At 38.6% G+C, this 13,876-nt stretch carries 10 protein-coding genes; 8 read left to right on the forward strand and 2 right to left on the reverse strand.

Going from position 1 to position 13,876, the window contains the following annotated elements:
- Positions 1 to 148 precede the first annotated feature (148 nt).
- Positions 149 to 1,918, forward strand: coding sequence for a sulfoacetaldehyde acetyltransferase (gene xsc, locus D9780_RS02435; protein WP_205601113.1), 1,770 nt, complete (start codon positions 149 to 151; stop codon positions 1,916 to 1,918).
- A 167-nt stretch (positions 1,919 to 2,085) separates the two neighbouring features.
- On the opposite strand, the gene D9780_RS02440 is transcribed toward xsc, so the two are convergent.
- Both D9780_RS02440 and D9780_RS02445 read right to left on the reverse strand, forming a co-directional pair.
- Entirely contained in the window at positions 2,086 to 2,670 is a 585-nt protein-coding gene (locus tag D9780_RS02440) for a class D sortase (protein WP_073013291.1), read from the reverse strand.
- Between the two features lie 147 nt (positions 2,671 to 2,817).
- On the reverse strand, positions 2,818 to 3,999 hold the full coding sequence (locus D9780_RS02445) for an LL-diaminopimelate aminotransferase (RefSeq protein ID WP_121639166.1): 1,182 nt from the start codon (positions 3,997 to 3,999) through the stop codon (positions 2,818 to 2,820).
- 345 nt (positions 4,000 to 4,344) lie between these two features.
- Here D9780_RS02445 and D9780_RS02450 point away from each other — a divergent pair, with 345 nt between their 5' ends.
- From D9780_RS02450 to D9780_RS02480, 7 genes are all read left to right on the forward strand, one after another.
- Positions 4,345 to 4,938 (forward strand): TetR/AcrR family transcriptional regulator, encoded by a 594-nt coding sequence (locus D9780_RS02450; RefSeq protein WP_073013294.1) that lies wholly within the window; start codon positions 4,345 to 4,347, stop codon positions 4,936 to 4,938.
- Positions 4,939 to 5,451: 513 nt separating this feature from the next.
- A complete protein-coding gene (locus tag D9780_RS02455) occupies positions 5,452 to 6,219 on the forward strand; it encodes a 3-hydroxyacyl-CoA dehydrogenase (RefSeq protein WP_121639167.1) in 768 nt (255 codons plus the stop codon).
- Positions 6,220 to 6,408: 189 nt separating this feature from the next.
- Positions 6,409 to 7,566: an acyl-CoA dehydrogenase family protein gene (locus D9780_RS02460; protein ID WP_121639168.1), complete on the forward strand. Its 1,158-nt coding sequence runs from the start codon at positions 6,409 to 6,411 to the stop codon at positions 7,564 to 7,566.
- A gap of 174 nt (positions 7,567 to 7,740) precedes the next feature.
- Entirely contained in the window at positions 7,741 to 8,892 is a 1,152-nt protein-coding gene (locus tag D9780_RS02465; RefSeq protein WP_121639169.1) for a thiolase family protein, read from the forward strand.
- 45 nt (positions 8,893 to 8,937) lie between these two features.
- On the forward strand, positions 8,938 to 10,098 hold the full coding sequence (locus tag D9780_RS02470; protein WP_121639170.1) for a CaiB/BaiF CoA transferase family protein: 1,161 nt from the start codon (positions 8,938 to 8,940) through the stop codon (positions 10,096 to 10,098).
- Between the two features lie 437 nt (positions 10,099 to 10,535).
- Positions 10,536 to 12,068, forward strand: coding sequence for a class I adenylate-forming enzyme family protein (locus D9780_RS02475; RefSeq protein WP_073013302.1), 1,533 nt, complete (start codon positions 10,536 to 10,538; stop codon positions 12,066 to 12,068).
- 28 nt (positions 12,069 to 12,096) lie between these two features.
- Entirely contained in the window at positions 12,097 to 13,716 is a 1,620-nt protein-coding gene (locus D9780_RS02480; protein WP_121639171.1) for a long-chain fatty acid--CoA ligase, read from the forward strand.
- Positions 13,717 to 13,876: the final 160 nt, after the last annotated feature.

A 13,876-nucleotide genomic window follows, 5' to 3' on the forward strand; every position in this document is an offset into this window, starting at 1 on the left:
GTATGACCGAAACAGAGCTTGAAAGAAACAAGGTTTTGCAGTTTTCTATGGACGAAAGGGAAGAATGTAAATTTTTGAGATGGGAATTTGGAGATAGTTGACATTTTTCTAAAAATGATATGGATAGAAGTAAAGGGAGGCATTGATTATGGTAAAACAACAGTATGCGGAAAATAAACAAGTAGGTAATAAAATGAAAATGACGCCTAGTGAGGCGATTGTTGAAACGTTAATTGCAGAAAACGTCAAAGAAGTGTTTGGTATTGTCGGATCAGCTTTTATGGATATGTTAGATTTATTTCCAACTGCAGGTATTCGATTTTTACCAGTACGGCATGAACAAAGCGCAGCTCATATGGCGGATGCTTATACACGCGTGTCAGGAGTCGCCGGTGTAGTCATTGGGCAAAATGGACCGGGAATTACAAATATGGTTACATCAGTTGCAGCAGCAAACCAAGCCCACACACCTATGGTTGTTATTTCCCCGTCAGCTGGGACACCGACAATAGGATGGGACGGTTTTCAAGAAGCTGATCAAGTATCCATTTTTCAATCGATTACCAAAGAGACGGTTAGGGTTACTCATAAAAGTAGGGTAGCGGATTGTTTGCGGACAGCGTTTCGAATTGCGTATGCGGAACGAGGGCCGGTTTTGTATGATATCCCACGTGACTTATTTTACGGTGAACTAGAAGATCAAATTCTTTCTCCACGGCAATATCGCGTTGATAAACGAGGAAATGGTGACCCTGCAGCAATAAGTGATGCTGTCGCGTTATTACAGCAAGCTGAAAATCCAGTCATCCTATCTGGGCGAGGTGTAGTAGATGCGGATGGCGTTGATGTAGTAAGTAAAATTGCTGAGCATTTAACAATCCCAGTTGCCGTTTCGTATATGCATAATGATGCTTTTCCTGCCAATCATCCATTAGCAGTTGGTCCTATTGGTTATATGGGATCAAAAGCAGCGATGTATACATTACAAGAAGCAGATGTTGTTTTAGCAATTGGTACACGGCTGTCTGTTTTTGGAACTTTGCCTTGCTATGATATTGATTATTTTCCTAAACAGGCTAAAATTATTCAAGTTGATATTAACCCGAGAAATATTGCTAGAACACATCCTGTTGAAATTGGAATTATTGGCGATGCGAAATCTTCTGCAGAAGCGATTTATGAACAATTACAGAAGTCTATACCTAAAAGAAAAGACGGGCGGTTGACAGCAGTTAGTAAACGAAAACAAGATTGGGAAGAAGAACTGATTGACCTTGCTATGGTAGAAGGGGAGCCGATTAATCCGCGTCGGGCTTTACTTGAACTGACGAAAGCTTTACCAGAGAATACGATTATATCCACAGATATTGGTAATGTTTCATCTACGGCTAATGCGTATTTGAAATTTACTCAAACACGGCGACATATTGCTGCTTTAACGTTTGGAAACACTGGATTTGCTTATCCTGCAGCTTTAGGTGCACAATTGGCTGAACCAAGCGCTCCAGTAGTTGCAATTATTGGCGATGGAGCATGGGGGATGAGTTTGCATGAGGTGAGTACGGCTGTAGAACAAAATATTCCAGTTATTGCTTGCGTATTCAATAACAAGTCTTGGGCAGCGGAGAAGAAAAATCAAGTCGATTACTATGATAACCGCTTTATTGGGTCTGATATTGAAGCGCCTGATTTTACAGAAGTAGCGAAATCAATGGGCGCATTGGGGTACACAATAGAGCAACCAGAAGCTATTGCTGAAGTTGTACATGATGTACTTCAACAAAGAAAGCCAGCTGTATTAAACATTATGGTTGATGGTACACAGCTAGCTCCCCCGTTTAGAAAAGACGCATTGAAGATGCCTACACGTCTATTGGATAAATATAAGCATTTAGATTATGAAACTTGGGGAAAATAAAACGAGAAATAAAACTCACTGCATCCAATGAGAAGCAGTGAGTTTTTATCTTTTAAAGCAACGTTGTTAAGAATAAATAAATCTAGATGTAAGCTGCTGTACAGCCCGTATTTTGCCGAATGATTTGCCAATAACAAAGCAAGTAACTTATTAACTTGTACAAGCAACTATTTCGTTGGGTAAGCGTAAATAACATAACGGTCCGGCGCGTCCCCGATGTAGGAAAAAGGATAGCATGTAGATATCGTTAGTACTTCGTTTTTTCTGTCAGGATCTATAACCGTTGTATCATCTGCAGCGACAATTTTATGATCCTGCATGGTATAAATAAAGGTACCCTGTTCCATTTTTACATGGAATTCATCTCCATCTTGTAATTGGTCGAAATTTCTAAACACCGTATCACGATGCCCTGATAGCAATATTTGTTTATTTTCTCCGGGAAACCCTGTACCAGTATAATGACCAACACCTTGCGCGAGATCGTCTTCATCTACACCTTCAATGATTGGCAACTCTCGGTCAAGCTTTGGAATGTAAAGTACTCCGACTGTATCTCCTTGTTTGAACGCTTCATAATTAAATTTTTCTACATCTTCTACATCAGAAATCACTTTATTGGAAACAAATGACTCTGCTTCTTCCATCCGCTCACTTTCCATTGCTTTTGATTGATAAAGTTGAAACCCGCCATAGCCTAGGGTGGCTATTCCGCATACAATTAAAATGATTGATAAGGTCCTTAACAACATTCCCACCTCTACCCAAAGATTTTAATAGTTTTAAATGATGAAATTTTCTCACAGTATATTTTAATCATATATGAAGTGGAGTAGGTTCGTAAAGTATAAATTTTTTACGTCAGTCGCAACTTATATAGAAGCCAGTAGTGTAAATTTCTATCCCATATTGACAGGAGTAAATAAGGCACTTTTTTGTAATCTTTGCACTGCTTCGTTTAGCACTTCTTCTGGTTGTACTAAGCCAATACGTACATACCCTTCTCCTGAAGGACCAAAAGCATTCCCAGGCACGACAACAATTCCTGCTTCATCCATTAGTTTATAAGCGAATGCAGTCGATGTGTAATTTTTCGGAACTTTAGCCCAAATAAACATGGATGCTTTCGGTGAAGCAACCTTCCATCCAGCATTATGAAAACCAGTGACTAACAGATCTCTACGTGCTTTATAGACGTTGCGTAATTTTTGTGTGAAGGAAGATGCATGTTTCAGTGCGCAAATTGCTGTTTTTTGTATTGGTAAAAAAACACCAAAATCTAAATTAGATTTCAAACGTTTTAGCCCGTCTACTATTTGTTCATTCCCTACTATATAGCCAATTCTGCACCCAGCTAAATTGAAACTTTTAGAGAATGAATTAAATTCTACGCCAACTTCTTTAGCACCCTCAACCGAAAGAAAACTAACTGGTTTTTCGTCATAGTAAAGCTCTGAATAGGCAAAGTCATGTAGAATAGCAATGTTATATTTTTTAGCAACAGCCACTACTTTTTCAAAAAAAGTTTTTGTAGCCGTAGCTGGTACAGGATTCCCCGGAAAATTAAGGATCATCAGTTTCGACTTTTGCAAAATTTCTTCTGGAATAGCATGAAGGTCTGGAAGAAAATGATTTTCAGCTTTTAGTGGCATGAGGTATGGTTCAGCTTCAGCTAAAGCTACACCTGTATGATATGCTGTATATCCTGGATCAGGAAGAAGAATGGTGTCTCCTGGATTTGTTAATACCATTGGCAAGTGTACCAGACCATCTTGGGAACCCATGACCATAAAAGCCTCTCGTGTCGGCAAAAGCGGCACGTGGTATTGTTCGCCATAATAGGTTGCTATTGCTTCATGTAGTTCATCCGTACCTGTAAGCGTATATCCGTATTGTTCGGGATTTTGCACTTGCTTTGTTAGTTCGTCAATCAAGAATGATGCTGGTGGAAGGTCAGGGCTCCCTACACTCAAGTCAATCATGTTGACCCCTTCGCTAATCTTTTTCTTTTTATAGCTAGAAAGTTCATTAAAAATAGATGTTTGAAAATGCTTCATTTTGTCAGCTAGATTAATATTCATGTGTAACCACCTTATCGTTGTGTATCCTTATACTGAAATTAGTATGATTATACCACTTTTACAAACAGAATGGTAAATGAAATTTATAAGGGAAACCATGTTTGCTCTCACTAAACAACTATCCATTATAAGTGAAAGACGAATGGTTAAATGAGTGAGCAGAAAATATAAAAATAAGTGTATAAAATGTGTTATTTACCCCCATATAAAACAAGTTTTTAACGTAGTATTATTAGATAATAAATGTAAGATAGTTATATAGTTTTAAATTTTAGAAAATTAACTTGACAGTTAAATAAAGAATAATTAGAATAATGAATAAGGTGAGGAAGGAAGTGAAATGGTATGTCCTTGAGAGAGAAAAAAGTAGCAGAAAAAAAAGAGGAAATCATTCGTATGGCCATCCGTGTCCTATCGGAAAAAGGATACAATGGAATTACGATGGAAGAAATTGCTGCTAAGCTGTTAATGACAAAAGGAACTGTTTATTACTATTTTAAAGATAAACAGGAATTACTGTATCACAGTCAAATTATGCTATTGGAGCGGAGTTTGTGGAAAGTACAACAAATTCAACAAAAACAAATTCCTATCGATAAAAAGCTGAATCAATCGATTATTTCTCATATTGAATATATATTGGAGGAGCGCTCTGGGTTTGAATTGATGTTAAAACCAGAACAAATATTTAATACGAAACAATTAGATGTTATTTTTAAACTTCGAGATACGTATGCCGGAATTTTTGATCAGATGATTATAGAGGGAATAGATGAAGGCACCTTTCATGTTACAGATGTAAAAGTGGTGCGAAATATAATTTTAGGTTCGATGAACTGGGTAACGCAATGGTATGCTGAGAATGGCAAAAAAAGTAGGACAGAGATTGCAGAAGATATTGCTATCTATTTATTGCGAATGTTGTCACCGAATAAGTGACAGGAGGTCCTTGCTAACGAAAGAGAATAGACGATAAGCCACGTTTTTCACACGATAGGAATCATAAAATTTTTATGTTTATAGGAACAAAGGCTCGAGGGCGCCCGGTTAGCAACGTAGCGAGTGGAACGAATCAACGATAGTTTTAGGAATCATGCTCCTGCAAAAGGAGTATGCCAGCGCCCTCCCGGCAAGCCCGTCTTTAGTCGGTTTTCCGATTTAGTGCGAACCGATGATGACTTCGCTTAGGGCAATGAAGTGAAGTCACCTAGTTGCTGGGCGCTGGAGCCGGGCGTGGCTCATTCGGTTATTTGGTCATTCCATAGGAGCAAATTTTTATATTTTCTTATCTCTCAATAAAAACAATGGTGTCCTTCTGCTATAAAATAATTAGCCGAGTTTTTCTAAAAAAAGTTGTGTATGGTGACATGTGAATATGGAATTTCCATGGTACTTGAGGAGAGTAATTACTTGTTAAGAAGCAAATTTAAAATACATGTTGGAGGAGATTAAATGGAAATAGCAAAAGGGGTTGCTGTTGTTACTGGTGGTGCATCTGGCCTTGGTGAAGCTACAGTAAGAAAAATTGTAGAGGGTGGTGGAAAAGCCGTCATTTTTGATCTGGCAAAGAAGAATGGTGCATTACTAGCCAAAGAGCTCGGAAGTGCAGTAGATTATTATCACGTTAATGTAACTGATGAGCGAAGTGTACAGGATGCATTAGAGAATACAATCAATCAATTTGGAAAAGTGGATATGCTTATTAACTGTGCGGGAATAGGCGCCGCAGAAAGAACACTAGGAAAAAAAGGGGTGCATGATTTAGAAACCTTTAAAAAAGTTATTGAAGTAAATCTGCTTGGAACGTTTAATGTCATTCGGCTTGTTGCGCAAAAAATGTCCGCTAATACTGTTAATGAAAATGGAGAGCGAGGAGTTATTATTAATACTGCTTCAGTAGCAGCGTTCGATGGTCAAATTGGTCAAGCGGCTTATAGTGCTTCCAAAGGTGGGATAACAGGAATGACGTTACCAATCGCTAGAGACCTATCATCTATAGGTATACGTGTTATGACGATCGCACCTGGATTATTTGAAACCCCGTTATTTGCTTCCTTACCTGAAAAAGCAAAAAAAGCGTTAGGGGAAATGACACCGTTTCCATCTAGGCTAGGTTATCCTGAAGAATATGCACAGTTAGCAAAAAGTATTATTGAAAATCCTATGTTGAATGGAGAGACGATTCGATTAGACGGTGCCATACGTATGCAGCCCAAATAATAAATCGAAATCTTTATACAATATAAAGTATTAAAATGTAGGCGTAGTCGTAGAAGAAACTGCCAATTTGCATTCGATAGCTACTATCTATTAAGAAAAGTGGAAGTTTATAAAAAACTACATTGCACATATAGTTGTAGTAGAAGCTAGATTAGGTTTTTCTCAAATGGTATTAGGGGAGGATTTTGCTTGAAAAGACATTTTTTAAAAGAAGAACATGCGATTTTCCGTAGTTCATTACGAAAATTTTTGGAACAAGAAGCAGCTCCATATTTCGCTGATTGGGAAGTGAATCAGCAAATACCAAGGTCATTTTGGAAAAGAGCAGGGGAACAAGGTTATCTTTGTTCTTGGGCTAAAGAAGCCTATGGTGGTTTCGAAGCAGACTTTAGGTATTCGGTTGTTTTAAATGAAGAATTTGAACGGATTGGCACAGCAATGGTAGGATTGGGCTTACATAATGATATTGTAATGCCTTATATAGATACGTATGGTTCAGAAGAACAAAAAAAACGGTGGTTACCTAAAGCGATACAAGGAGAGATTATTTCTGCTATTGCGATGACGGAGCCTGGGGCAGGATCTGATTTGGCAGCAATTCAAACAACGGCAAAAAAAGATGGAGATGCTTATATTGTAAATGGAGAGAAAACATTTATAACAAATGGTTCTTCGGCAGATTTAGTGGTCGTCGTTTGCAAAACGAACCCACATGCCCAGCCTGCTTATAAAGGAATAAGCCTGCTCGTTGTAGAAGCTAATACTCCAGGATTTCGAAAAGGGAAAAAGCTAAAAAAGATGGGACAGCACGCAAATGATACATGTGAATTAATTTTTGAAGATGCTCGTGTACCAGCTGGGAATTTACTAGGAGAAGAAGGTAAAGGATTTTATTATTTAATGGAAAAGTTGCAGCAGGAGCGGTTATTAGTAAGCATGCAAAGTGTTGCAGCTATAAAAGAAATGATTACGATCACATCTGAATATGTCAAACAACGAAAAGCATTTGGAAAGCGAATTAGTGAATTTCAACATACACAATTTCAACTTGCTGAGCTTTATACGGAGTGGCAAATTGGCAATGTGTTTGTTGACCGTTTAATTGAACAACATATGGCTGGGGAGCAAATTGTGTCAGAGGTGTCCATGGCAAAGTGGTGGACGACAGACTTAGCTAAGAAAGTAGCAGCAATTTGTATGCAATTACATGGTGGATATGGTTATATGGAAGAGTTTGAAATTGCAAGAAGATATCGTGATGTAGCTGTGTCATCTATTTATGCAGGTTCTAATGAAATTATGAAACTAATTATCGCCAAAAATATGGGATTAGTAGATGCGAAATAGTTAGATAACAATTGCCATGGTTCGTATTGGAATAGTCACCATATACGAAGAAAGATATTTACAGGATTATTTATGCATGTGAAAATGGAATCTATTTATTGAAAGGGTTTACATCTCGGGATTAGGCAATAGTCAGTAATAACATATATCAGAAATGGAAGGGATGATCATATATTGCGAGAAGCGGTAATTATAGAGGCTGTAAGAACACCAGTTGGAAGGCGTAAAGGGAGTTTGTCAGCAAAACGTGCAGAAGATTTAGCGGCAAAACCTTTGCAAGCATTGATAGAACGAGTAGGCATTGACCCTGGACTAGTAGAAGATGTCATCTACGGTTGTGTGTCTCAAGTAGGTGAGCAGGCGTTTGATATTGCTAGGCAAGCTGCATTAATTGCTGATTTTCCAGTTGAAGTGCCTGGAACAACGATTGATCGTCAATGTGGATCGAGTCAACAAGCTGTTCATTTTGCTTCTCAAGCGATTATGAGCGGAGACATGGATGTGGTCATTGCCGGCGGCGTGGAAAATATGACGCGTGTTCCAATGGGGTCCAATATGCAAGGGGTTACAATAAATGAAAATTTAACCTCCAAATATGAAATCATTAATCAAGGGCTATCCGCAGAACGAATTGCTGATAAATGGGGATTTAGTCGCCAGCAACTAGATGAGTTTTCACTCATAAGTCATGAAAAAGCCATTGCAGCAATGAAATCGGGCTACTTTAATAAGGAGATCATGCCACTAGAAGTAAACTTACCAGATGGATCATCGGATTTGTTGAGGTATGATGAAGGACCGAGGGAACAAACAAGTTTGGATAAGTTAAGCGAATTAAAGGCTGCATTTCAAGAAGGTGGAAAAATCACTGCTGGCAACTCCAGTCAAATTAGTGATGGTGCAGCAGCGCTATTGCTAATGTCTCGTGACAAAGCAAACGAATTAGGGTTAAAGCCAAAGTTTCGGGTCTTAGCACGTACGGTGATTGGCTCTGACCCGACGCTTATGCTGACGGGACCAATACCTGCTACGGAAAAAGTATTACGTATAGCCCGATTAAGCATTTCCGATATCGACGTTTTTGAAGTAAATGAAGCTTTTGCCTCTGTAGCTTTAGCTTGGTTGCATGAAACTGGAGCAGATCCAAAACGTCTTAATCCAAATGGTGGTGCAATTGCGCTCGGTCATCCGCTTGGAGCCAGTGGGGCAAGAATAATGACAACTATGATACATGAATTGGAACGTACAGGTGGACGGTACGGATTACAAACCATGTGCGAAGGTCATGGTATGGCGAATGCAACAATTATTGAACGTTTAGCTTAATAGAAAAAAAGCTTGGTGTAAAATTTTAAACAAGGAGGTGTTCTTTTGCCGCTTACATCCATCCGTGTACTTGATTTGACTCGATTATTGCCAGGTCCCTATTGTTCTATGTTACTTGCAGATTTTGGTGCAGAGGTTATTAAGGTAGAAGATCAAGATAAGGGTGACTATGCTAGAAATTATTATCCTCTCCTTGATGAGGACAGTGCCATGTTTCACGCGTTGAACCGAAACAAGAAGAGCGTCTGCTTAAATTTGAAACGGGAAGCAGATCGAACCATTTTTTTACACATGGTCAAGGATGCAGATGTTGTACTTGAATCTTTTCGACCGGGGGTAATGAAAAAATTAGGCGTAGATTATGAAACATTAAAAACGATTAACCCGCAAATTATTTATTGTTCGATTACAGGCTATGGACAAACAGGTCCATATGCTTCAAAAGCCGGCCATGATTTGAATTACCTCAGCTATGCAGGATTATTATATCTCATAGGAGAACAAAATGGAAAGCCAATTGTACCAGCTGCGCAAATTGCAGATATTGGTGGCGGTGCTTATCCTGCTGCATTAGGAATTATGCTTGCATTGTGGGAGAGGCAGAAATCTGGAGAAGGACAATTCATAGATATATCGATGATGGACGGTGTTCTTGCTTGGTTACAAACAAGTTTGCCCAATTACTTTGCTACAGATGAATTACCAGAACGCGGGAAACAGCCTTTAAGTGGAGCATTAGCATGCTATGAGGTTTATGAAACAAGAGACGGTAGATGGTTAGCAGTAGGAGCATTGGAACCAAAATTTTGGCAAGTATTTTGCGATACGATTGGCAAAACGGAGCTAATCGCTTATCAACACGCGCCTTTACTTGAACAGCATCGTGTTAAGTATGAAATTCAATCCGTTATTCAACAAAAATCATTAAACGAATGGGTACAACTTTTTGAAGGTGTAGAGGCTTGTATATCCCCCGTTCAAAACTTTTCGGAAGTAGAAAAAGATGCCCAAGTAAGGGCACGAGATATGGTTGTATCCATCTCCCATCCTACAGTTGGGGAGGTGAAGCAGATAGGCATACCTATAAAACTCTCTAAAACACCAGGAAGCATTCGTTCTTTAGCTCCTAAGCATGGAGAGCATAGGGAAGTGCTTGAACCATATATAGCTCATAGTTCTACCACAGCTTTACAAGATGAAATCTAAACGAAAATGGGGAGGTAGAAAAGTACAAGTCGTTCATTACACTTTAGCTTTTTTAGAAAAACTGGGCTTATACGATAGAACCTAACATGTGATAATTTGTTATAGTGTAGAAGCGTTCTTTGTGTTGGAATACGGATGATTTTTAAAGAGAGAGATAAGGAAGTATAAAATTTGTTGCTTTGGGATACCGATTTAACGGAATAGCCACGTTCGGTTCAGCGCCCAGCAACTAAGCGATTTCACTTCATTGCCCTAAGCTAAGTCACAATTGGTTCGTGCTAAATAGGAAGCCCGACTAAAAACGGGTTTGCCTTCGTGCGTCGGCATACTTTTGTTTTAGTGGTATGGTTTGTAAAACTTTCGTTGATTCGCTCCAGTCGCTGCGTTGCTAGCCGGGCGCCCTGAGCCTTTGTTACACAAAATTGGGAGGGATAGATGTGAATATAGGATCGACGTTAGCTAGAAATGCGCGGCAGTTTCCAGATAAGCAAGCTGTTTGTTTTGAAAACCAGACCTACACATATAAACTATTAAACGACGAAGTTAATAAGCTTGCTAATGGTTTATTAACCCATCATGTAGGGAAAGGGGAAAAAATAGGTGTTTTAATGAAAAATTCCGATCAATTTATGATTGTATTTTATGCCATTATGAAAATTGGAGCTATTGCTGTACCAATTAACTTTCGTTTAACAGCAGGCGAAATAAAATACATTGTGGAGGATGCAGACATTTCTGTTCTATTTTTTGATGAAGCTTATGTTTCTTTGGTTCGGCAAATTACAGAAAATAATCCGAATATAAAGTTATGCATTTGTGCGAGTGATCAAGCTAATGAAAACATCCAAACGATACATGATATTCGTGTACAAAATGTATTAGAACCGAATGTAGAAGTTGCAGAATCAGATGATGCTGAAATATTATACACTTCTGGTACAACTGGAAACCCTAAAGGGGCTTTATTTGACCACCATCGAATCCTTTATGTCGCATTTACCTCAGCCATTATGATGAAAATAGATCCTGCAGACAAATTACTTCACGTTGCGCCATTATTCCATTCCGCACAATTAAACCTATTTATGATTACAGGTACTCTTCTAGGTTCTACGCAAGTTATCCATCAAGATTTTCATCCCGCTCAAGTTCTACAAGCAATTGAACAATATAAAATATCGCTCTTCTTTGCTGTCCCGACCATGTATAATTTCTTACTCCAAGTGCCGAATTATGAAACTTATGACCTTTCTTCAGTAAAACGTTGCGGTTATGGTGCTGCACCGATGCCAACAGCTTTATTGAAAAAAGTGATGCACTTATTTAATCACGATCAATTTTACAATATGTGTGGTTTAACGGAAGCTGGTCCAGGTGGAGTTCTATTGTTGCCAGAAGAACATAAGACAAAAATGGGTGCAGGTGGAAGGGCTATGCTCTGTACGGAAGTCAAAGTCGTCAATGAATGGGGAGAGGATGCTGCACCTTATGAAGTAGGTGAATTTATTATTCAAAGTGAAATGGTGATGAAGGAATATTATAAAAATCCCGAAGAGACGAGACGAACGCTGAGAGACGGATGGCTTTATACTGGAGATTTAGCAATCATAGATGAAGATGGGTATATTACCCTTGTTGATCGAAAGAAAGATATGATTATATCCGGTGGTGAAAATATTTATTCTACAGAAGTAGAACAAGTTCTTTCTCAATTCCCGGATGTATTAGAAGTAGCAGTAATTGGATTACCAGATGAAATATGGGGAGAAAAACTTGTTGCAATTGTTGTTGCAAAAGAAGGTAAAAGTTTGGACGTAGAAAAACTAAAAACGTTTTGTCGTCAACATTTAGCTAGCTATAAAGTACCGACAGCATTTATTAAAGAAAATTCCATACCTCGCAATGCGTCGGGAAAAATCTTGAAATATCGTCTTAGAGAAGCGCTGCAAACAGGAGAATCATCATCTTAGCAAATCATTAAAAAGGAGTGGAGCAAGTATGATGGATAGCCCTTTATTAATAACATCGTTAATCGAACGTGCAGAGGAATATTTTCCCAACAAGGAAATCATCTCTAGAACGCAAAAGTATATGCATCGTTTAACGTATAAGGAACTTGGTGGCAGAGTAAGAGCGTTAGCTCATGCATTAGAGGAATTAGGGATACAAAAAGGAGATCGAGTTGGGACATTTGCTTGGAATCATCATCGCCATTTAGAAGCTTATTTTGCGGTGCCATCTATTGGTGCGATTTTGCATACTATTAATATTCGCTTATCAGCTGAACAGCTCACATATATTATAAACCATGCGGAAGATAAAGTGATTCTTGTCGATGAGGAGCTTTTACCTGCGATAGAAAGCATATTCCATCAGCTTGACACAGTAGAAACAATTATTGTAATGACAGACGAAGAATGGGTTCCTGCATCTACATTACCTTCTGTTTTACATTATGAACAGTTTCTAGAAGATGGGGATACTACATTTGCTTTTAAAAAGGACATGGAGGAAAAGGAAGCAGCAGAATTATGCTATACATCAGGAACAACAGGGAAGCCGAAAGGGGTTGTATACTCCCACAGGGGTCTTGTTCTACATGCGATGGCTTTAAGTCTAGCTGATACTTCTGCCGTTTCTGAAGAAGATGTTTCTATGCCTGTCGTTCCAATGTTTCATGCAAATGCTTGGGGCATGCCGCATGCAGCAACATGGATGGGAGCTAAACAAGTTCTACCAGGACCCTTTCCAACACCTGAAATTTTAGCAAGATTAATAGAAACAGAGAAAGTAACCATTACAGCAGGTGTTCCTACTATTTGGCTAGGTTTATTAAAAGAATTAGATAAGAAAACATACCAGCTTGATAGTTTGCGTGGAATATTATGCGGAGGTTCTGCAGCGCCATTTGGAATGATAAAAGCCTTTGAAATGAAACATAACATACCGTTTTTTCATGCATATGGGATGACTGAAACGACACCGTTAGCCTTATTTTCCAAATTAAAAAGTTCCCAAAAACAACTGTCAGAAATGGATAAATTAGATATAAAATCAAAACAAGGAATGGCGGTGCCGGGAATTGAAATAAAAGCTATAAATGAGAATGGAGATATAAAAAGAGATGGTCTGGAAATGGGAGAGCTGCTGGTTAGAGGACCTTGGATTGCCGACTCGTATTATAAAGATGACCGTAGTGACGATTCGTTTCGTGATGGCTGGCTGTATACGGGCGATGTTGTAACCATTGATGAGGAAGGGTTCGTAAAAATTGTTGATCGAACGAAAGATTTAATAAAAAGTGGTGGAGAGTGGATTTCATCGGTAGATTTAGAAAATGCTCTTATGGCTCACGAAGCAGTGTATGAAGCTGCTGTGGTATCCGTTCCTCACGAAAAATGGCAAGAACGTCCAGTTGCTTGTGTTGTATTAAAAGATGATTATAGAAGCATTGTAGGTCAACAGGATTTATACGCATTTTTAGAAGCACAATTTGTAAAATGGTGGCTGCCTGATGACATTTTATTTATGGATGCGTTACCAAAAACATCTGTAGGTAAATTTTTAAAAACAGCTTTACGAGAAGAAGTGAAACAGCAATTAACGAAGGATTTTTAACTACTAAATAAGCTGTTAAATCAAAACATCTTGTGTGCTGTATGTTATCTAAGGTTTCCTAAACCAAAACCATCTATCAAAAAATATAAAAGTGTGGTTGGTTATTTAATTTGCAAATGCGTGGTTTAACTCCACCGTCTTTAGACGGTATCCGCTTTTA

Origin of the sequence: Virgibacillus sp. Bac330 (assembly GCF_003667845.1) — a bacterium.
Taxonomy (GTDB): domain Bacteria; phylum Bacillota; class Bacilli; order Bacillales; family Amphibacillaceae; genus Virgibacillus; species Virgibacillus chiguensis.

Bases quoted from the DNA above. Each gene is read 5' to 3' on its own strand.
- xsc (WP_205601113.1), top strand. From the start codon at position 149: ATGGTAAAACAACAGTATGCGGAAAATAAACAAGTAGGTAATAAAATG.
- D9780_RS02440 (WP_073013291.1), bottom strand. From the start codon at position 2,670: ATGTTGTTAAGGACCTTATCAATCATTTTAATTGTATGCGGAATAGCC.
- D9780_RS02445 (WP_121639166.1), bottom strand. From the start codon at position 3,999: ATGAATATTAATCTAGCTGACAAAATGAAGCATTTTCAAACATCTATT.
- D9780_RS02450 (WP_073013294.1), top strand. From the start codon at position 4,345: ATGTCCTTGAGAGAGAAAAAAGTAGCAGAAAAAAAAGAGGAAATCATT.
- D9780_RS02455 (WP_121639167.1), top strand. From the start codon at position 5,452: ATGGAAATAGCAAAAGGGGTTGCTGTTGTTACTGGTGGTGCATCTGGC.
- D9780_RS02480 (WP_121639171.1), top strand. From the start codon at position 12,097: ATGATGGATAGCCCTTTATTAATAACATCGTTAATCGAACGTGCAGAG.